This window comes from Bradyrhizobium zhanjiangense (assembly GCF_004114935.1).
Lineage (GTDB): Bacteria > Pseudomonadota > Alphaproteobacteria > Rhizobiales > Xanthobacteraceae > Bradyrhizobium > Bradyrhizobium zhanjiangense.
This window is the reverse complement of sequence record NZ_CP022221.1, coordinates 3,568,168-3,586,650: the sequence shown is the minus strand read 5'-3', so window position 1 is coordinate 3,586,650 and position 18,483 is coordinate 3,568,168. Positions and strand designations below refer to the sequence as shown.

Below are 18,483 nucleotides of genomic sequence, written 5' to 3'. Positions count from 1 at the left end.
TGATCAGATCAGTTCCTGAAATTTCGTCCACTGCAGAACCTTGTTATAGCGCTCCTTCACCATGGCATGCCCCGCTCTAGCAATCGATGTTGCTAGGTTCTCGTCTTTCATCAACCTGCCGATCAATTCAGGTATTTGCGCAGGAGACGAATATTCCAGCATGGTTTCGCCATTAACAAAACCCTCCGGATAGCTTCCCGCGTCCGTCAATAGAACCGCTCCGCATCCAGGCGCCTCGAAGCATCTCATATTGCCGCGGTCTTCGCCGGCCATGTCGATCGCCCCATTGAAGACCATTCGGGTCTTTGCCATCGCCTCGTAGGCATCTCGTCCGTAAACCGGGCCAGCCCGGACCCCACGAATATCATCTGGATGGCGGTGAGAACGAAGCACTGGTAGCGGAGCTAGCGCGTTTGCGAGCCGAGTGAGACGCGAATCCTCAAGGTAGAAACGTGCGCGGATGCTAGGCGTCGAGGCCGCAGCCCTGAGCGCTTGGCTGCGCTTGGCGTGATGGCGCGTGTATCCACCAATGAAAATAAGATCAAGCTCTTTCGCACGAGCATTGGCGTAATCGTCCATCACTGGATCATGCGCCGGAAAGAAGTGCGCGACACTGCACCCCTTTTGTCGCCAGTTCTCGCGGATTGACGGAAAGTTGCACACGACAAGGTCGTACTTAGTTAAATCTGCGTTTCCGGAAGGGGCTGCTCTCCAAGCGATTGACTTCTTTACACATCCCGGCAGCTTCGAAACGAACTTGCTGCAATAGCGGATCGGGTCAAGGTTATAGAATACCTCGGTGCGATGCTGTTCAATCTGAGCCAATAAGATTTGCTCGAGATCATCCGTGCGGAGACCATTTTCTTTCGCCCAGAGCAATTGTAGGCGCTCGTCGTCTCCGTTTGTATAAAAAGCATCTGGGCTGTCGGTGAGCACCGGCATAAGAATATGCAATGCTGTAAATCGTGTCTCGAGGAACTGCGCACGCCCGGCAGCAAAGTTCTGATAGGGCGTCTGGGGACGGTGAGCACGGAAACCGCGCGAGATACCATTATTTTGAAAGAGAAGCATAGCAATCACCACTCGCGGTTTTCTTCTGACGGCGGGCTCAGCGCCCGGATCACCTTTGCCGGATTGCCGACAGCCAACGAGTATGGCGGAATGTCACGCGTGACAACCGAACATGCTCCGATGACGGAGCCCGTCCCGATGGAGACCCCCTTTAGGATGCTCACGTTGAACCCGATCCAAGCGCGATCGGATATTACGATTGGCGCGTGCGGAATCTTGTCCCAATACTTTCGTCCGGCCGTCCATTCTCGGACATCATCCCGGCGATCCATCCAGTTGATGCTGTGAGAGTCGTGGTCTACGACCGTGATGCCCCACGACATGATAACGTCGTCACCAATTGTAAGGCTTCGATAGCAAACAAGATGACTTCGACCGATGAACGTCCGGCTACCGATCTGAATCTTGCCTCCGATATCCTCGAAACTGATGTCAGCGTGAACGATCGAGTCTTCTCCAACAAACAAATCATTGCCTACCGCACGCTTGATTCGCCGCCAGGCAATCGTCGATCCGCGTCCAACACGAACTGCCCCAGAGAACCGGTTTCGCCAGCCGAGGACACCGTCGATGGCATTTGTCACGGCGCGCCTAAACATCCTACGACCTTGCCAACATCCATTTTACGACCTTGCCAACATCCATTTCATGTTCAGATAGGGCCAGAGCCGGCCGGCGCTCTTCCAATCCCAGCTCTGCGACGCTGTCAAGCGACCGACCACCTTTCGGAGCGGCGTTTCGTCGACGAATTCGGCAAATGCCGGGACATTCCGATCGAGCAATTCCGCGGTCCAGCCCGCCAACGGTCCGTTCAGCCATTCCGGCATCGGCGAGTTGAATCCGACCTTGCGGCGCGCGGCGCGGATGCTTTCGGGCATTAAATTCGCCATCGCCCGCCGCGCCACCAACTTGGTCATGCCATCGGCCGCTTTGCTCGTTTCCGGCAAAGCCATCGTATAAGTCACCAGCCGCCAGTCCATGAAGGGCATGCGGACCTCAATGCCGTGCGCCATCGAGAGCCGGTCGAAATTGCGCAGGATGGTCGGCAGCGTGGTCGAGTGGAACATGCGGTAGAGACGTCGGTTCAGCGCCCCCCAGCCCGGCAACTCGTCACCCTCGGCGACCAGCGGCAGCGGCGCCGGTACGGCTGCCAGGCCGCCGCGTAGGAAGTAATGCCCCTGGCGCCTGATCATCTGCGCCCGCAGGAAGTCGACGCCACGCTGCGCCAGTTGCGAGCGCGACGTGAGCGCGGCGGCCGCATTGCGAATCCGAAACGCGGCCGACTGCCCTTCCTGCAGGTAGGCGCCCATCAACTCGTCCGCCCCGTGGCCGTCGAGCGACACGGTGACGTTCTGGCGCCGGAGCTCGCGGTAGATCAGCCACGGCGCGCTCGGCAGCCCGATGTAGACGTCGTCATTGTCGTCGAGGATCCGGTCGAGGTCTGTCAGCGCGTCGGAGCGCCGGATCTCAAGAAAGCTTGGCGCCACATCGGCCCACGCAGCCGCTTCCTCCGCCATCGGCCGCTCGTCATTGCTGGCGCCGGGAAAGGTCGCGACAAAAGCGTGCCGCCACGCGGTGCAGTCACGCGGTCCCATGCCGGCCTTCTCATGCATCGCCATCGCACAGATCACCGCGGACGAGTCGAAGCCGCCCGACAGGCAGGTGCCGATCGGAACGTCGCTGCGCATGCGCAGTGCGACGGAATCATGAAACAGTTCGCGAAAGCGCTCGATGCGTTCGGGCTCGGCCTCCGGGATCGCGGGCAGATGATCCACGGTCCGCCACCAGCGGCGTACTTGCACGCGCCCCTTGCGCAACCACATGCAGTGGCCGCCCTGCAGGCGGCGGAGTTGCGAGAATAGGGTCCGCTCGCTGCCTTCGATACCAAACGGGTCAAGCAACAGCCGCCGCGCCACGTCCACGTCGAGCGACGTCTCAACCAGCCCGCTCCGCGCCAGAGCCCGCTGCTCGGACGCGAACACGAACTGCTCGGGCGACAACGCGTACAGCATCGGCTTGATGCCGAAACGATCGCGCGCCAAGAACAGATCATCCGTGACCGTGTCGTAGATCGCCAGCGCCCACATGCCGTTGAAACGCAGCAGCATGCCCTCGCCCCACGCCTGCCAGGCGGCAAGGATCACTTCGGTATCGGACTGGCTGCGGAAAATCGCGCCCTTCGCCTCGAGCTCGCGCCGCAATTCGAGGAAGTTGTAGATCTCGCCATTGTAGACGATCACATGGCGGCTATCGCCTGATGCCATCGGCTGATAGCCGCCCGCACCTGGATCGATGATGGCGAGCCGGCGATGGCCGAAGGCGACGTTTCGCTTGGCGTTGAACCAGGTGCCCTCGCCGAACGGACCGCGATGAGCGATCAGACTCGTGAGCCGCGATATGTCGGCCGGCTCCACGGGAGCGCCGCGCAGATTGACGATGCCTGCGATACCACACATGTTTAGGCGGCCCTGAAAGGCAAGAAGCGAGTCATGATGATGCGGAGATCTCGCCAGCAGACGGCCCGATAGGGACCCAGCTGCGACGCAGCAACGGCGGCGACAAAGATCGTCGCCGCCGACGCGCCGTAAAGCGACACCACATACCACCATGACGGCCAGTGGTCGAATAACACGTGGCTAAGCTGGGAGCGCAGCGCCAGCGCAACGGCGATACCCGTACCGAGCGGGATCAAGGCGAAATGCACCATGCGTGACCACATCGCTGAAAGGCTGAAGGTACGCCGCAACAGCAGCACCGTGACTACCATCTGCGCGACCATCCCGACACAGGAGCTCCAACCTGCTGCCTGCCAGCCGAAATACGGCAACGCGATGACGCTGGTCGCCAGCGTGAAGATGCCTGTGACGAGCGAGATCAACGCGTTGGAACTAGAGCGTCCCTGTGACAGCAGATAGAACGCAAACACATTGGCGCTCGACCCCAATATTCCGCTGATTGCAAGCACCACCAGCACCAGGTGTGCCTCGGCGGCGACCTCGGCGCCGGTCCATCGATACAGCAGTGCGCCCGCGACCGGGATCAGGCCGCCCAGCGCGCTCGCGGCGAGCACGTTGAGAACCCAGGACGAGCGCAGCAGGAGGTCGACCTTGCGATCGTCATCCTCCTTCTGCAATGTGCTGAAGAACGGGAACAATATCTCGCCGATCTTCAGCACACCGATGTAGACCGCCTCCTCCAGCCGCTGGGCGACGCCGTAGAAGCCGACGAATTGCGGCTGCAGCAGCGCACCGAGCAGATAGCGGTCGGCCTGCCCGGCGAACAGCGCGCCGCTCTGTGCTGCGACCTGCCAGCCTCCGAGCTTGACCAGCGCACGCAGCGCGCTGCGATCCAGTGTCGGCCGTGCCAGCCAGTCACCGATTGCGTGTCGCGACCAGGCAAACGCCATCAGGAGATTGGTCGCGAAGCCCAGTGCCTGGCAACCGAGGAAGGTCGAGGCGCGCGGCGCATACGGGATCAGCAGCAGCATCGATACCGTCGTCACCACCGTGCCGGCGATGCTGATCGACGCGATCCGCCGATAATCCTGACGCGCCGTGAACAGGGCGAGGAAGACCGCGAACAGACACTGGAATAGCCAGCCAGCGCTGGCCAAAGCGAAGGCAAGCCAGAGGTCGTCGGCGGCCGAGCCGCCGAGGTGAAATCCCAGTCGAGCGAGCGGTGCGCCCGCAAGGCCGAGTAAGATTGCGATCGGGCCGCCCATGAGGGTCGCGAGCGCAAGCGCGGTCGCGAAGAACCGCCGCGCCGCGTCGCGATCGGTCGGTTCCAGCCTTTGCGCGAGCTCGCGCGCCGTCGACAGACCAAGCGCGTTGCTGAACATCAGCGCCGGCGCGACACAGGCCATCACCAGGCCGGCGACACCGAACGCGGCGAGGCCGAGCCGGAAAATCACGAACGGAAGAATTGCAAGATTTAGCAGCACCGCGACCGCGAAGGCCGTCGCGTTCCATGCCGAGTTACTGAGCAGATCGGATGGACCTTTCTTCACCGCCATGCCTGCCTTCAGTCCATCTTCTCGTTACGCCTCAAGTGCCTCTTCCATAAGGCCAAAACCCATTCGGCATGGCGACGGGCTAGCAGTCGGCGGAGTGATTGTCGAGACTTGGCGATGGTGCAGCGGGCGACTTAGCCGGCCTGAACAGCAGCAGGGGCGGGAGCCGATCTCCACGGAACCGTGGCCGTCTGTTTGCGGCCTGGTTTGTCCTTCGAGCAACAGTTGGAAGGGCCTCTCTAAATTATCTTAAGCAGATAAGCAGAGCCCCAAAGCCGCCTGCCAAATAGAGGTATCAAAATGCCTTTTCCCGCCTCAATCCCAAGCCCTGTCGCGCTTCACCTTTGCTCGATCTGACCCGGGTCCGCTCCGGCCGACCTGCGTGCGGCAGATCGCGGATTGGGGCGCCAATGTCATCAAGATCGGCGCGCTGACCGAGGATGCTGGTGGCGAGCAGCCGGGCGGACCTCGGCGGGGTTCCGGCTTCCAGAATCTGCACCGCAACAAGCGGGCGATGACGCTCAATCTGAAAGACGAGCGCGGGCTCGCCGTGTTCAAGCGCCTCGCCGCCAAGGCCGACGTCGTGGTCGAGAATTTCCGCCCCGACGTGAAGAAAAAGCTCGGCATCGACTATGAGAGCCTCGCCGCGATCAACTCGCGCATCGTCTATGGCAGCATCTCCGGCTTCGGCCAGGACGGCCCCTATCACAAGCGCCCGGGCTTCGATCAGATCGCGCAGGGCATGGGCGGGCTGATGTCGATCACCGCGCGCCCGCGGGCACGCAATCGGTCGATTAGCCGCCAGAACAGCAGCACGATCGCCAGCGTCATGATCGAACCGACCCGGCCGTTCGACCAGAACACCTTGAGCTTGCCGTCGGAGCCGATCATCGGCAGACGAAAGGCATCCTCGGTCCGATTGCCGAGCACGAGTGCCAGGGTGAACGGCGCCAGGGGAATGCTGATCTTCTTGAAAATGTAACCAACGATTCCGAAGCCGAGCATCAGCCAGACGTCGAACATCGCGTTCTGGATCGTGTAGGCGCCGATCGCACAGGTCGCCACAATCATCGGCGCCATCGCGGCAGACGGCACGCGCAGGATCAAGACGAAGGTCGGCACCGCCGTCAGCACCAGCAACGAGGCCAACGACATTGCCGGCATACATCGCGGCGATCAGATTTCAGACGAAACCCTTGTGCTCAATGAAAAGCTGCGGCCCAGGATTGATCTCCGTTAGCCGAGCTTCTGTCCCTATCCTCTTTGAGGGATCATTCCTCAGTAACCGCTGCGTATCCCGCAATCGCGAAGCGGCGACCGCTTACGCTGGTTGTGGACGCTCCGACTTGGCCGCACTAAAATCAGACGTGCCTATGCAATCCCCAAAATGCGATTATCACGAGAGCCACAGCCCCGATCGCCAGTAACAGGAGAATGGCTTCCAGCATGCGAATCAAGCTCCGCGGAGCAGAGGATATACCCGCGCGTAAAGTTATCACAGAACTAACCGGTAGCTCGCCCGCCCTGCTTTCAAGAGTCGGACAAGCTAAGTCATCAACCATGGTTCTTCGCGGTATAAACTGCTGCTTCGCGCAGCCGCTTAGTGAGCCGAGGACTTTGACCGCTGCGTCCACCGGACGCGACCGAACAGACCGTCGATGGCCGGCCAGAACAGCAGCAGGATCGCCAGCGTCGTGATGGAGCCGACCAACCCGTTCGACCAGAACACCTTGAGGTCGCCACCGGAGCCGATCATGGACAGGAAGGCATCCTCGGCGCGGTTGCCGAGCACAAGCGCGAGCGTGAACGGCGCCAAGGGTTGCCGAGATACATCGAGGCGATGAGGCCCCAGACGAAATCCTTGTGCTCGACGAACAGCAGCGGCCCTGGATTGAGCCCCCACACCATCAGGCCGCCGAGCAGGATCGCCGCGGTGCCCGAGCCGGGAATGCCGAGCGCCAGCATCGGCAGCAGCGCCGAGGTGCCGGACGCATGCGCCGCCGTCTCGGGCGCGAACACGCCCTCGATGCGACCCTTGCCGAAGCTCTCGGGATGCCGCGATCCCGGTGTGATGCCGAGCCGGCGAGCCGATGAAGGAGGACGTGAACGCCGCGGTCAGCGCCTCCGCCGCCCTGCCCTGCTGCGCCATCGGATAGCCGTCGAAGGTGGTCGCGACCGACCAGGCTTCGCCGGGGATGTTGAACAGGATCGAGGTGATCGCACCGCCGAACAGCGCGCCCCAATAGATGCAGGACAGCATCACGATCGCCGAGGTCGGGTCCATCGTGAAGGTGAGCGGCAACAGGATCGCAACGCCGTTGGGGCCGCCGAGACCCGGCAGCACGCCGACGAAGATGCCGAGCACCAGCCCGACCATCATCAGCACGATCGTCTTCCACGTCAGCAGGACCGCGAAGCCGTGAATCAGGAGACCAAACGCTTCCATCGCGATCCGTCCTAGCGGCCGAGGGCCGCTTCGAGCGGCCCTTTCGGCATGATGACGTCGAAGGCGATATCGAAGGTGACGAACATGATCGCCGTGAACACGAAAGCGGTGAGCAGCGACTTCCACAGCGCGATCTTGCCGACGAGGCGCATGAAGCCCGAGATCAGGAGGAAGCTCGCGACATAGAGGCCGAGGAACTGGGTCACCAGGCAGAACAGTAGCGTCGGCACGAACACCGCCATCACGCGGCGCGCTTGCGCCCGCGTCACGAAGGTCTCGCGCGCCGCGTGGTGCGCGAGGAGCGCCACGATCAGGCCGTAGAGGCTGCCGCCGCCGAGAATGACGCAGAGATAGAACGGGAAATAGCCGGGCTCGGGCCCGGTCGCATCCCAGGACGCACCGGTGCGCCAATTGTCGTAGCCGAACGTGACGGAGAGCGCGAGCAGCAGGACGGCCATCGGCCTAACGGCAGGTCAAGCCGGCGATGCGTCTCAGGCCCAACCGCTCATCGAGGGGCTCTCAGCCAATATCCTGATGGACGATGCGACCTACGATTCCGATGCGTTGCGATCCGCCATCGGCGCAAAAGCCGCACAAGCCGTCTCCCGAACACCCCCCTCACGGGCAATCAAACATCCGCCCAACAAGCCTCTCTATGCCGAGCGTCACGTGATCGAATGCTGCTTCTCAAAACTGAAGCGGTTCAGGCGCGTCGCAATGCGCTACGAAAAGACCGCCCGAAATTACTTCGCCATCGTAACGATCGCTGCCGCTCCAATCTGGCTAAGGTAACTGTCCACACGGCCTAATGGACAATGAAGTAGCCGGTATTCAGGTCGGCCATATGTACGTTGGCTGTATCCCGCCCCATGACCGCATCGTGAAAATCGCTCCCCAACTGAGAGATGGCGTGGGATTGATCGCTCGGCGTTTCGTGCAAGAGCTCCGTCAGCTGTTTGCAGATAGCAACCAAAGAAAATCCATCAGGCGCGACAACTTCCGCGCTTCCAGCATTTACTACACCGGCCCCATCGATGCCCCGGTGAAGTACGAAACTATCATTGCCAGCTGCGATCCTGGCCCCTTGCGATGCAGGACTTGAGCCGGCGGCTTCGACCACGGTTACGCTCGCCGCAGGTATGCCGATCACGCTGTCGGCGTTGAGGTCCTGCTGGAAGCTGCTCTCAAATGGTTCAAGGATCGCGCTGCTTCCTGAGACGACCGCGGTCGCGGAGGAGACATAGTTGCCGTTGCTCTCGGCGTTCCAGACCGAGTACTGATCCGAACCGATCACCTTCCAGGCAATCTGATATCCGTTTGCCGTCTGTTCCGCCCCGATCGGCGTCCAGGCTCCGACCTGAGTCGATGCAGCAAAAGGCGTTCCGGCATATTTGACTGATGGGCCTGTACCGCCGCTAATCGGATCGAGAAAATAATAGCTGCCGATCTGGTCCAGTTTGGTCAAGCCGGCGGCTTCGACCACGGTTACGCTCGTCGTAGGTATGCCGATCACGCCGTCGGCGTTGAGGTCCTGATGGAAGCTGCTCTCAAATGCTTCAAGGATCGCACTGCTTCCTGAGACGACCGCGGTCGCAGAGGAGACATAGTTGCCGTTGCTGTCGGCGTTCCAGACCGAGTACTGATCCGAACCGATCACCTTCCAGGCAATCTGATACCCGTTTGCCGTCTGCTCCGCTCCGATCGGCGTCCAGCCTCCAACCTGAGTGGATGCAGCAAAAGGCGTCCCGGCATATTTGACTGATGGGCCCGTACCGCCGCTGACCGGATCGAGAAAATAGTAGCTGCCGATCTGGTCCAGTTTGGTCAAGCCGGCGGCTTCGACCACGGTTACGCTCGTCGTAGGTATGCCGATCACGCCGTCGGCGTTGAGGTCCTGCTGGAAGCTGCTCTCAAATGCTTCAAGGATCGCGCTGCTTCCTGAGACGACCGCGGTCGCGGAGGAGACATAGTTGCCGTTGCTCTCGGCATTCCAGACCGAGTACTGATCCGAACCGATCACCTTCCAGGCAATCTGATATCCGTTTGCCGTCTGCTCCGCCCCGATCGGCGTCCAGGCTCCGACCTGAGTCGATGCAGCAAAAGGCGTTCCGGCATATTTGACTGATGGGCCTGTACCGCCGCTAATCGGATCGAGAAAATAGTAGCTGCCGATCTGGTCCAGTTTGGTCAAGCCGGCGGCTTCGACCACGGTTACGCTCGTCGTAGGTATGCCGATCACGCCGTCGGCGTTGAGGTCCTGATGGAAGCTGCTCTCAAATGCTTCAAGGATCGCACTGCTTCCTGAGACGACCGCGGTCGCAGAGGAGACATAGTTGCCGTTGCTGTCGGCGTTCCAGACCGAGTACTGATCCGAACCGATCACCTTCCAGGCAATCTGATACCCGTTTGCCGTCTGCTCCGCTCCGATCGGCGTCCAGCCTCCAACCTGAGTGGATGCAGCAAAAGGCGTCCCGGCATATTTGACTGATGGGCCCGTACCGCCGCTGACCGGATCGAGAAAATAGTAGCTGCCGATCTGGTCCAGTTTGGTCAAGCCGGCGGCTTCGATGACGATCGGCGGGATCATCGAGGAGCCCGCGATCGTGCGATCGGCAAACTGGAAATATTCCACCCCAGTCACGGTGTCGGTACCGTCAGGCGAACCGGAACGCTGGTCGATGATTGTAAAGATTTGCGTCGCCGAGTCATAGGAGATGGCGTAGTTGGCTTCGCTGCCCGAATACACCGCCGTATCGGTGCCGGAGCCGCCGATGATGGTGTCGTTGCCGCCACCCCCGGTTATCTTATCGTTGCCGAAGCTGCCGTTCAGCGTGTTGGCAATGGCGTTGCCTACCAACGTGTCGTTGCCGGAACCGCCAATGGCATTGTCGATATAGGAACGCGCGTCACCGTTATAGAGATAGGCGTTGTAGACGTTGCCGGATGCGTAATGGCCATCGCCGAGATAGGCCAGTTGAACGGACGAGAATACCGACGACGCGCCGGGGTTGAGGTTGATGCTCAGGTTCGTCGCGTAGCTCGACAGGTCGTAAGTATCGACGCCGCCGCCGTCCCAGACCGTCTCGTAGATTCGATTGGCCGAGCCCCCGACACCGCCGCCGGGCGCGGCCTGCCCGACGCCATTGATGAACTCCTGCCCCGTGGTCGGATTCCAGGTGTAGACCGTGTTGCTGCTCTGGGTCGTGAAGTTCGCACCGTACATCGTCTGCAGCGCGAGGATATCGTTGGCCATATAGGTCTGCGGATATCCGTAGCCCTCATTGGTGTATCCGCTCGTGGTCGAAGCGCCGACATAGCTGCGATAACTCATGACGGTATATTCGCTGTCGTCGTGCGCGGTCGGCACTGCGACGTTGGCCGGCCCACCGGTCTCCTGGCTGTGCTTGAGGCCTATGGCGTGGCCAAGCTCGTGAAGCGCGGTCACGAAGTAATAATTGCCGAGCTTGGCCAGCGAGTAATTGTATTGAGTCCCGAACCAGATGTCGCCGCCGGAGGCATAGTTGCCGGGATAGTACGCGTAGGAGGTCGGGTTGGCCGACGGCGACTGCGCGATCATGATGTCGGCGCCGTTCGTGCCTGCGTACTGGATGTTGGCGTTGGTGTAGCCGTTGATCAATCCGATGGCGTAGTTGATCGCCGTCTGCATCTGGGTCGGCGCCGAGGCGAAGCCCGACGTGGTCGGCTCGCTGCTGCCGCCGGTGTACGGATTGGCGTAGTCGCTGGACGAATCCGGGAAACTATAGGAGATCGCGCCCGACCATTTGTAGCCCGACAGCAGACCATCGATATCGGCGTTGTTGGTCTTGGTGACCGTAACCGCGGTTGCCAAAGCGAATCTCCGAAGCAGGAGGCCCCATCCAATTCGAGGCGTTAACAGATTAGTCTAGCTAGAGAGTTAAGCGTTTGGTTTAAATGGGGCGAGAGTGCCCGGACCTCTGCCATAATGCGGTGTTAGCTATGAAATCCCGTAGTGATACGGGAAACAAAGGCAAGAGCTCTCGGTTCCCGCCCTCACGTAATTTGCAGGGTTTCATGAAACGACGTTCACTCGCGGCCGGCCTGTTTGGCGCCCTCGCGGCGCTCGCCGGATTCGATCACACGCCCTTCGAAGGACTGCCCGTCATGGTGGAGAAGGCCAATGCGGATGACAGCGGCAAGGCGGGACGCTCGCCCACCATGCCAATGGCCCGGGATCCTGCCGTTGCGGTGGCCGAGGAATACGAAGCGGCCCGCCGGAAGGGAACGCGGGAGGCCTTTGAGCTCTTCATTGCCCGCCACGGCGATGACCCGCTGGCTGAGAAGGCGCGCGCGGAACTGAAGCGCCTGTCGCGCTGATTCCTTCACGGAGCGCGGCAAACCGCGCCAGGCATTGCATTTCGACAGGTGGCATCCGCGCCGGCCCAGACTTGTCGCAGGGCCTTTCGGCACTATGGTGGGCCCGCAATCTGTCCCGGAGCCTTTCACGATGCCCTTTCCGCATGCCTCGGAAGCCCTGTCGCGCTTCACCGTGCTCGATCTGACCCGGGTCCGCTCCGGGCCGACCTGCGTGCGGCAGCTCGCGGATTGGGGCGCCAATGTCATCAAGATCGATGCGCTGACCGAGGACGCTGGGGGCGAGCAGCCGGGCGGACCCAGGCGGGGTTCCGACTTCCAGAATTTGCACCGCAACAAGCGGGCCATAACGCTCAACTTGAAAGACGAGCGCGGGCTCGCCGTGTTCAAGCGCCTTGCCGCCAGGGCCGACGTCGTGGTCGAGAATTTCCGCCCCGACGTGAAGAAGAAGCTCGGCATCGAGTATGAGAGCCTCGCCGCGATCAACCCGCGCATCGTCTATGGCAGCATCTCCGGCTTCGGCCAGGACGGCCCCTATCACAAGCGCCCGGGCTTCGATCAGATCGCGCAGGGCATGGGCGGGCTGATGTCGATCACCGGCGCGCCGGGCGAAGGACCGATGCGGGTCGGCATTCCCGTCGCCGACCTCACGGCGGGCCTGTTCTGCGCCATGGGCATTCTCACCGCGCTGCTCGAGCGCGAGGTCTCCGGCAAGGGCCAGTGGGTGCAGACCTCGCTGCTCCAGGCCCAGATCTTCATGCTCGATTTCCAAGCCGCGCGCTGGCTGATGGAGAAGGAGGTGGCCAAGCAGGCCGGCAACAACCACCCGACCAGCATCCCGACCGGCGTGTTCAAGACCTCGGACGGCTATATCAACATCGCCACCACGGGCGGACGGATCTGGGAGCGCTGCGCCCAGGCGATCGGCGCGCCGGAGCTCTTTGGCCATCCCGACTACGCGACGGCCCCTGCCCGCTCCAAGAACCGCGACGCGCTCAACGCCGAGATCGAGAAGCGCACCGTGACGAAGTCGACCGAGACCTGGGTCCGTGAGCTCAACGAGGCCGGCGTGCCCTGCGGGCCGATCTATGCCATCGACCAGATGTTCGAGGACGCGCAGGTCAAGCATCTCGGCATCGCGCAGGACGTGCCGAACGACCAGGACCGTCACATCCGCCTGGTCGGCCAGCCCGTGACGCTGTCGCGCACGCCGAGCAAGATGGTGGCGCGGCCGCCGGAATTCGGGGAGCAGACCGACGAGGTTCTGAAGGAGTTTGGCTTCGGCGCCGCCGAGATTGCCAAGCTCAGGGACGCCAAAGTGGTGTGAGCCAGGTCAGAAACGACAATGCCCGGCAAGATTGCCGGGCATCGAGGCGGAGTTCGCGCTGCGCAGCTCAGTATTTTGCAACGACCGGCGTTGGCGTGAACGCATAGTTGAAGCCGGCACGCAGAATATGATCGTGGAAGCTGACGTCCGCCTGGTTAGCGGTTCCGACGAAGTAAGTCTTACTGCCGAAATCCATGTAAAGGTATTCGAGCTTCGCCGACCAATTCCGGGTGAACTTGCGTTCGACGCCCGCGCCCACCGTCCAGCCGACTCGGGTATCGGTGCTGCTCACCCCCGCACCGATCGGAAAGTTGAATGCGCCGAGCGGAGTCGTGCCGCCGAGACCCGGCCCGAAGACTTGAATTCCGAGAGCGGTCGCGGACGAATACTTGAACTCGCCAACAGCGAGACCGCCGGTCGCATACCAGAGAGTCTGCGGATCCGACAGGACGCCGACTCGTCCGCGGAACGTCGCGAACCACTGCAGGTCGTAGGACAGATTTGCAGTGAGCGTCGCAATGGAGTTGAAGTCATTGCCGATTGGGAGGCCGATGATATTCGAACCGTAACGCGCGCTCGTCGTGGTCACCGTCCGCGACGATCGCTCGCCGGTCGCCTGAATGTCACCCTCGAGGCCAACGACCCATTTGGGATCGACCTGCCAGTTGTAGCCCAGCTGACCGCCGGCCAGCCAACCATCGACATTCTGACCAAACGAACCGAATTGTACGGCCGGGAATGGCAGCGCGATCGGCGCCACGGTGGTGTTCGCTCGGCCCCAGCTGTACCCAGCGTTCAATCCGGCATAAAAGCCTGTCCAACTCCAGACCGGATCGACGACGACCGGCGCCTTCACGTAGGGCTTGGACGCCAGATCAGCGGCCAGTGCGCTGTTCGCGACCAGCGACACTGCCACAATTCCCATCACAACCCGCTTCATTGCAAATCCCTCGTGAAAAATAAAAAAGTTCCACGAGGAACATACGCGCCAGGGCCCGGCCTAGGCTGTCGCGCAACGGCAACATTTGGAAACAATGACTAGGCGCCCGAGTAGGACTACCGCGACATCATAGAACTAAGGCACTGATCTAATTCATTTCTCATGGTGTCGCCGTTCTGCCCCGCTGCCTCCAACCGACACGGCCCAGCAAACCATCGATCAAGGGCCAAAACAGCAGCACGATCGCCAGCGTCGTGATCGAGCCGACCAGCCCGTTCGACCAGAACACCTTCAGGGTCCCGCCGGAGCCGATCATGGACAGGCGGAAGGCATCCTCGGCGCGGTTGCCGAGCACGAGCGCGAGCGTGAACGGCGCCAGGGGAATGCCGATCTTCTTGAAGACGTAGCCGACGATTCCGAAGCCGAGCATCAGCCAGATGTCGAACATCGCGTTCTGGATCGCATAGGCACCGATCGCGCAGGACACCACGATCATCGGCGCCACCGCCGCAAACGGCACGCGCAGGATCGAGGCGAAGATCGGCACCGTCGTCAGCACCAGCGCGAGACCGACGACGTTGCCGAGATACATCGAGGCGATCAGACCCCAGACGAAATCCTTGTGCTCGACGAACAGCAGCGGCCCCGGATTGAGCCCCCATACCATCAGGCCGCCGAGAAGGATCGCCGCGGTGCCGGAGCCGGGAATGCCGAGCGCCAGCATCGGCAGCAGCGCCGAGGTGCCGGACGCATGCGCCGCCGTCTCGGGCGCGAACACGCCCTCGATGCGGCCCTTGCCGAAGCTCTCGGGCTCCTTGGCAAAGCGCTTGGCCAGATTGTAGCCCATGAAGGATGCCGCGATCGCGCCGCCCGGGGTGATGCCGAGCCAGCAGCCGATGAAGGACGAGCGTAGCAGCGTCACCCAATATTTCGGCAGGTCCTTCCAGACGCTGAGCACGACGCGCAGCGAGATGCTCGCCGCATGTCCGCGCAGCGCCAGGCGCTCCTCCATCGTCAGCAATATCTCGCTGATGCCGAACAGGCCGATCACCGCGACCAGGAAGTTGATACCGCGCAAAAGCTCGGCCGAGCCGAAGGTCATGCGCAACTGGCCTGACACCGTGTCCATGCCGATGCCGGCGAGCAGGAGCCCCAGCGACATCGAGATGACGGTCTTGTGCTTGGCCTCGCGGCCGAGGCCGACAAAGGAGCAGAAGGTCAATAGATACACCGCGAAGAACTCGGGCGGGCCGAATTTCAGGGCAAAGGACGAGATCATCGGCGCGAGGAAGGTGATCAGCATCACCGCGACCAGCGAGCCGATGAAGGAGGACGTGAACGCCGCGGTCAGCGCCTCCGCCGCCCTGCCCTGCTGCGCCATCGGATAGCCGTCGAAGGTGGTCGCGACCGACCAGGCTTCGCCGGGGATGTTGAACAGGATCGAGGTGATCGCACCGCCGAACAGCGCGCCCCAATAGATGCAGGACAGCATCACGATCGCCGAGGTCGGATCCATCGTGAAGGTGAGCGGCAACAGGATCGCAACGCCGTTGGGGCCGCCGAGCCCCGGCAGCACGCCGACGAAGATGCCGAGCACCAGCCCGACCATCATCAGCATGAGCGTCTTCCACGTCAGCAGGACCGCGAAGCCGTGAAGCAGGAGACCAAACGCTTCCATCGCGATCCGTCCTAGCGGCCGAGGGCCGCTTCGAGCGGCCCTTTCGGCATGATGACGTCGAAGGCGATATCGAAGGTGACGAACATGATCGCCGTGAACACGAAAGCGGTGAGCAGCGACTTCCACAGCGCGATCTTGCCGACGAGGCGCATGAAGCCCGAGATCAGGAGGAAGCTCGCGACATAGAGGCCGAGGAACTGGGTCACCAGGCAGAACAGTAGCGTCGGCACGAACACCGCCATCACGCGGCGCGCTTGCGCCCGCGTCACGAAGACCTCGCGCGCCGCGCGGTGCGCGAGGAGCGCCACGATCAGGCCGTAGAGGCTGCCGCCGCCGAGGATGACGCAGAGATAGAACGGGAAATAGCCGGGCTCGGGCCCGGTCGCATCCCAGGACGCACCTGTGCGCCAATTGTCGTAGCCGAACGTGACGGCAAGGGCCAGCAGCAGGAGGCAGACGACGATCTCGATCGTGCCGGAGGACACGACGGAGGGGGAGTCGTCCTCGGGCGCGGTCGGATCGTCGACGACGATTTCAAGATCGGTTTGGGACATGGGCCGATTTGCGAAAGTCTGCGTTACATCACCTCGCCCCGCTTGCGGGGAGAGGTCGGCGCGAAGCGCCGGGTAGGGGGGACTCTCCGCGAGTCCATCTGTCACTATCTTCGGGGAGAGAGCCCCTCACCCCAACCCTCTCCCCGTAAGGACGGGGAGAGGGAGAAGTCACAGCTACTTCGCAACGAAGCCGGCTTCGGTCATCAGCGACTTGTTGATGGCGTCGTCCTCCTCGAGGAACTGCACCATGTCCTTGCCGGTGAGGAAGATCGGCTTCAACGCCTGCTTTTCCATGTAGTCCTTGTACTCGGCGGTCTGCGTCACCTTGTGGAAGAGATCGACATAGAAGGCCTGCTGCTCCGGCGTGACCTTGCCGGGCAGGAACATCGCGCGCAGCATCAGGTACTGGACGTCGACGCCCTCCTCCTTGCAGGTCGGGATGTCGGCCCAGGACTGCGTCTCTGTCACCTTGCTGGTGTAGGCGATGCGCTCCTTGTCGAACACGCAGAGCGGACGCACTTGGCCCGCGCGCCAGACTTCGAGATTTTCGGATGGATTGTTCACGTTGGCTTCGGTGTGATTGCCGACCAGCTGGGTCGCGGCTTCGCCGCCGGACTTGTAGGGCAGATAGGAGAACTTCGCGCCGGTCTTCTGCTCCAGGAAAACGGTCAGCACGTGATCCTCACGCTTGGAGCCGGTGCCGCCCATCTTGAACGGCGAGCTCGCCGCCTTCGCGGCGGCGACGAATTCCTTCACCGTCTTGGGACCTGCGCTGTTGTCCCATAGCACGAACTGGTCGAGCGCGATCACCGAGACCGGGGTCAGCTCGCGCCAGTTGAACGGGATCTTCGCCGACAGTGGCAGCATGTAGATCAGCGAGTAGGCGATCAGCACCTTGTTCGGATCGCCCTCGCTGGACTTCATGTACATCAGCGCTTCCGCGCCCGATGCGCCGCCCTTGAGCGAGACGACCATCGGCTGCTTCATCAGATTGTTCTTCTGGATCGCGGCCTGCATCATCCGCGCCATCTGGTCGGAGGCGCCACCCGCGCCCGCCGCCACCACGATCTCGACGGGCTTTGACGGTTCCCAGCCGGCGAAGGCCGGCGTGCTCAACAACAGCGCCGTCGCAGCGCCGACGGCTTTTACTGGAATTCGCACGAGTTTCATCCCCTGATGTTTTTTTGAGTTGTAGTGCGGAAAATTCTATCCCTGCATTGTGCGGACTAATACTGACGAGTTCAAGCAGACGGGCAATTCAGCGCATATGACTTTCGACTGACGAAGCCGAAAGCTCATGAGACTTTACCTGCCCTTCCAGTTCGGCGTGCGCTTGTTGAGGAAGGCGTCCATGCCCTCGCGGAAATCCTCGCTCATATAGGCCTTCAGGATCAGGTCCTCGCCCTCTTCGCGCGACAGCGTGCGGCGGATGCGGCGCACCGCTTCCTTGGTCGCTTCCAGCGTCAGCGGCGCGTGGCTGGCGACGAGCTTAGCGGTCTCCTCGGCGCGGCGCTGCAACGTGTCGACGTCGGGCACGACCTCGTTGAGCAGGCCGAGCGCGAGGGCTTCCGGCGCCTCGACCAGGCGCGCTCTGAAGATCAAATCCTTGGTGCGGGCGGGACCAACCAGCGCGACGACGCGGCTGATATTCGACATCGACAGGCAGTTGCCGAGTGTGCGCGCGATCGGAAAGCCCATCCGCGTCGTCTCGGTGCCGATGCGGAGGTCGCAGCAGGCCGCGATGCCGGCGCCCCCGCCGGTGCAGGCGCCGGCGATGGCCGCGATCACGGGCACGCGGCACTGCTCGAGCGTGCCGAGCACGCGGTCGATACGGGCCTCGTAATCGAGCGCGTCCTGCGCGGACTTGAAGGCGCGGAACTGCGAGATGTCGGTGCCGGAGGCGAACGCCTTGTCGCCGGCGCCGGTCAGGATCAGCGCCTTGATCGAGCGATCGGCGTTGATCTCCTGGCAGATCTCCGCCATGCGGTCATACATGGCGAAGGTCATTGCGTTGCGCGCCTGCGGGCGGTTGAAGGTGATCCGCGCGATGCCGTCCTGGACGGAGTAGAGCAGGTCTTCGTTGGCAGTCGGTGCGTTCATCGCGC

General features: G+C 62.1%; 12 protein-coding genes and 5 pseudogenes. 4 read left to right on the top strand and 13 right to left on the bottom strand.

The genetic code is table 11. The annotated features are described in order from the left end of the window. Positions 1-3: 3 nt before the first annotated feature. From XH85_RS16845 to XH85_RS16830, 4 genes are read right to left on the bottom strand one after another with little or no spacing between them, the layout of a single operon-like run. Positions 4-1,071, bottom strand: a complete 1,068-nt coding sequence (locus XH85_RS16845; protein WP_128932685.1) for a glycosyltransferase family protein — start codon at positions 1,069-1,071, stop codon at positions 4-6. 5 nt (positions 1,072-1,076) lie between these two features. After that, positions 1,077-1,655: an acyltransferase gene (locus XH85_RS47365; RefSeq protein ID WP_276486168.1), complete on the bottom strand. Its 579-nt coding sequence runs from the start codon at positions 1,653-1,655 to the stop codon at positions 1,077-1,079. A gap of 39 nt (positions 1,656-1,694) precedes the next feature. Beyond that, positions 1,695-3,527 carry an asparagine synthase (glutamine-hydrolyzing) gene (asnB, locus tag XH85_RS16835; RefSeq protein WP_128932683.1) on the bottom strand — a complete coding sequence of 611 codons (1,833 nt, stop codon included), beginning with the start codon at positions 3,525-3,527 and terminating at the stop codon, positions 1,695-1,697. 2 nt (positions 3,528-3,529) lie between these two features. Continuing rightward, positions 3,530-5,083, bottom strand: a complete 1,554-nt coding sequence (locus XH85_RS16830) for a lipopolysaccharide biosynthesis protein (RefSeq protein WP_128932682.1) — start codon at positions 5,081-5,083, stop codon at positions 3,530-3,532. 283 nt (positions 5,084-5,366) lie between these two features. On the opposite strand from XH85_RS16830, the pseudogene XH85_RS16825 reads away from it, so the two are divergent. Then, positions 5,367-5,855 (top strand): annotated as a pseudogene (locus tag XH85_RS16825) (CoA transferase); the annotation flags it as partial. Here the strand turns inward: XH85_RS16825 and XH85_RS16820 are convergent. From XH85_RS16820 to XH85_RS16810, 3 pseudogenes are all read right to left on the bottom strand, one after another. Then, positions 5,807-6,311, bottom strand: a pseudogene (locus XH85_RS16820) (tripartite tricarboxylate transporter permease); the annotation flags it as partial. The pseudogenes XH85_RS16825 and XH85_RS16820 sit on opposite strands and share 49 nt — an antisense overlap. Before the next feature lie 369 nt (positions 6,312-6,680). Then, positions 6,681-7,526: pseudogene (locus tag XH85_RS16815) on the bottom strand (tripartite tricarboxylate transporter permease). Positions 7,527-7,537: 11 nt separating this feature from the next. Then, a pseudogene (locus XH85_RS16810) lies at positions 7,538-7,984 on the bottom strand (tripartite tricarboxylate transporter TctB family protein); the annotation flags it as partial. A 4-nt stretch (positions 7,985-7,988) separates the two neighbouring features. Between XH85_RS16810 and XH85_RS16805 the strand changes: the two are divergent. After that, positions 7,989-8,318 (top strand): annotated as a pseudogene (locus XH85_RS16805) (transposase); the annotation flags it as partial. Between the two features lie 13 nt (positions 8,319-8,331). Here the strand turns inward: XH85_RS16805 and XH85_RS16800 are convergent. After that, complete coding sequence (locus XH85_RS16800; protein WP_245474131.1) at positions 8,332-11,376, bottom strand: M10 family metallopeptidase C-terminal domain-containing protein; 3,045 nt, start codon at positions 11,374-11,376, stop codon at positions 8,332-8,334. Between the two features lie 203 nt (positions 11,377-11,579). On the opposite strand from XH85_RS16800, the gene XH85_RS16795 reads away from it, so the two are divergent. After that, positions 11,580-11,882, top strand: coding sequence for a hypothetical protein (locus XH85_RS16795; protein WP_128932680.1), 303 nt, complete (start codon positions 11,580-11,582; stop codon positions 11,880-11,882). A 130-nt stretch (positions 11,883-12,012) separates the two neighbouring features. After that, entirely contained in the window at positions 12,013-13,206 is a 1,194-nt protein-coding gene (locus tag XH85_RS16790; protein WP_164940643.1) for a CaiB/BaiF CoA transferase family protein, read from the top strand. A gap of 67 nt (positions 13,207-13,273) precedes the next feature. On the opposite strand, the gene XH85_RS16785 is transcribed toward XH85_RS16790, so the two are convergent. From XH85_RS16785 to XH85_RS16765, 5 genes are all read right to left on the bottom strand, one after another. Further along, positions 13,274-14,146 carry an outer membrane protein gene (locus tag XH85_RS16785; protein WP_128932678.1) on the bottom strand — a complete coding sequence of 291 codons (873 nt, stop codon included), beginning with the start codon at positions 14,144-14,146 and terminating at the stop codon, positions 13,274-13,276. 160 nt (positions 14,147-14,306) lie between these two features. Then, the gene (locus tag XH85_RS16780) at positions 14,307-15,824 is read right to left on the bottom strand and encodes a tripartite tricarboxylate transporter permease (protein WP_128932677.1); all 1,518 of its coding nucleotides are present in this window, start codon (positions 15,822-15,824) and stop codon (positions 14,307-14,309) included. Positions 15,825-15,835: 11 nt separating this feature from the next. After that, entirely contained in the window at positions 15,836-16,378 is a 543-nt protein-coding gene (locus XH85_RS16775) for a tripartite tricarboxylate transporter TctB family protein (protein WP_164940785.1), read from the bottom strand. A gap of 174 nt (positions 16,379-16,552) precedes the next feature. Then, positions 16,553-17,548, bottom strand: coding sequence for a Bug family tripartite tricarboxylate transporter substrate binding protein (locus XH85_RS16770; RefSeq protein ID WP_128932675.1), 996 nt, complete (start codon positions 17,546-17,548; stop codon positions 16,553-16,555). A gap of 135 nt (positions 17,549-17,683) precedes the next feature. After that, complete coding sequence (locus XH85_RS16765; protein WP_128932674.1) at positions 17,684-18,478, bottom strand: enoyl-CoA hydratase/isomerase family protein; 795 nt, start codon at positions 18,476-18,478, stop codon at positions 17,684-17,686. Positions 18,479-18,483 lie beyond the last annotated feature (5 nt).

Coding starts and splice junctions, on each gene's coding strand:
- XH85_RS16795 (WP_128932680.1), top strand. CDS start 11,580: ATGAAACGACGTTCACTCGCGGCCGGCCTGTTTGGCGCCCTCGCGGCG.
- XH85_RS16785 (WP_128932678.1), bottom strand. CDS start 14,146: ATGAAGCGGGTTGTGATGGGAATTGTGGCAGTGTCGCTGGTCGCGAAC.
- XH85_RS16790 (WP_164940643.1), top strand. CDS start 12,013: ATGCCCTTTCCGCATGCCTCGGAAGCCCTGTCGCGCTTCACCGTGCTC.
- XH85_RS16830 (WP_128932682.1), bottom strand. CDS start 5,083: ATGGCGGTGAAGAAAGGTCCATCCGATCTGCTCAGTAACTCGGCATGG.
- XH85_RS16845 (WP_128932685.1), bottom strand. CDS start 1,071: ATGCTTCTCTTTCAAAATAATGGTATCTCGCGCGGTTTCCGTGCTCAC.
- XH85_RS16780 (WP_128932677.1), bottom strand. CDS start 15,824: ATGGAAGCGTTTGGTCTCCTGCTTCACGGCTTCGCGGTCCTGCTGACG.
- XH85_RS16765 (WP_128932674.1), bottom strand. CDS start 18,478: ATGAACGCACCGACTGCCAACGAAGACCTGCTCTACTCCGTCCAGGAC.
- XH85_RS16775 (WP_164940785.1), bottom strand. CDS start 16,378: ATGTCCCAAACCGATCTTGAAATCGTCGTCGACGATCCGACCGCGCCC.
- asnB (WP_128932683.1), bottom strand. CDS start 3,527: ATGTGTGGTATCGCAGGCATCGTCAATCTGCGCGGCGCTCCCGTGGAG.
- XH85_RS16770 (WP_128932675.1), bottom strand. CDS start 17,548: ATGAAACTCGTGCGAATTCCAGTAAAAGCCGTCGGCGCTGCGACGGCG.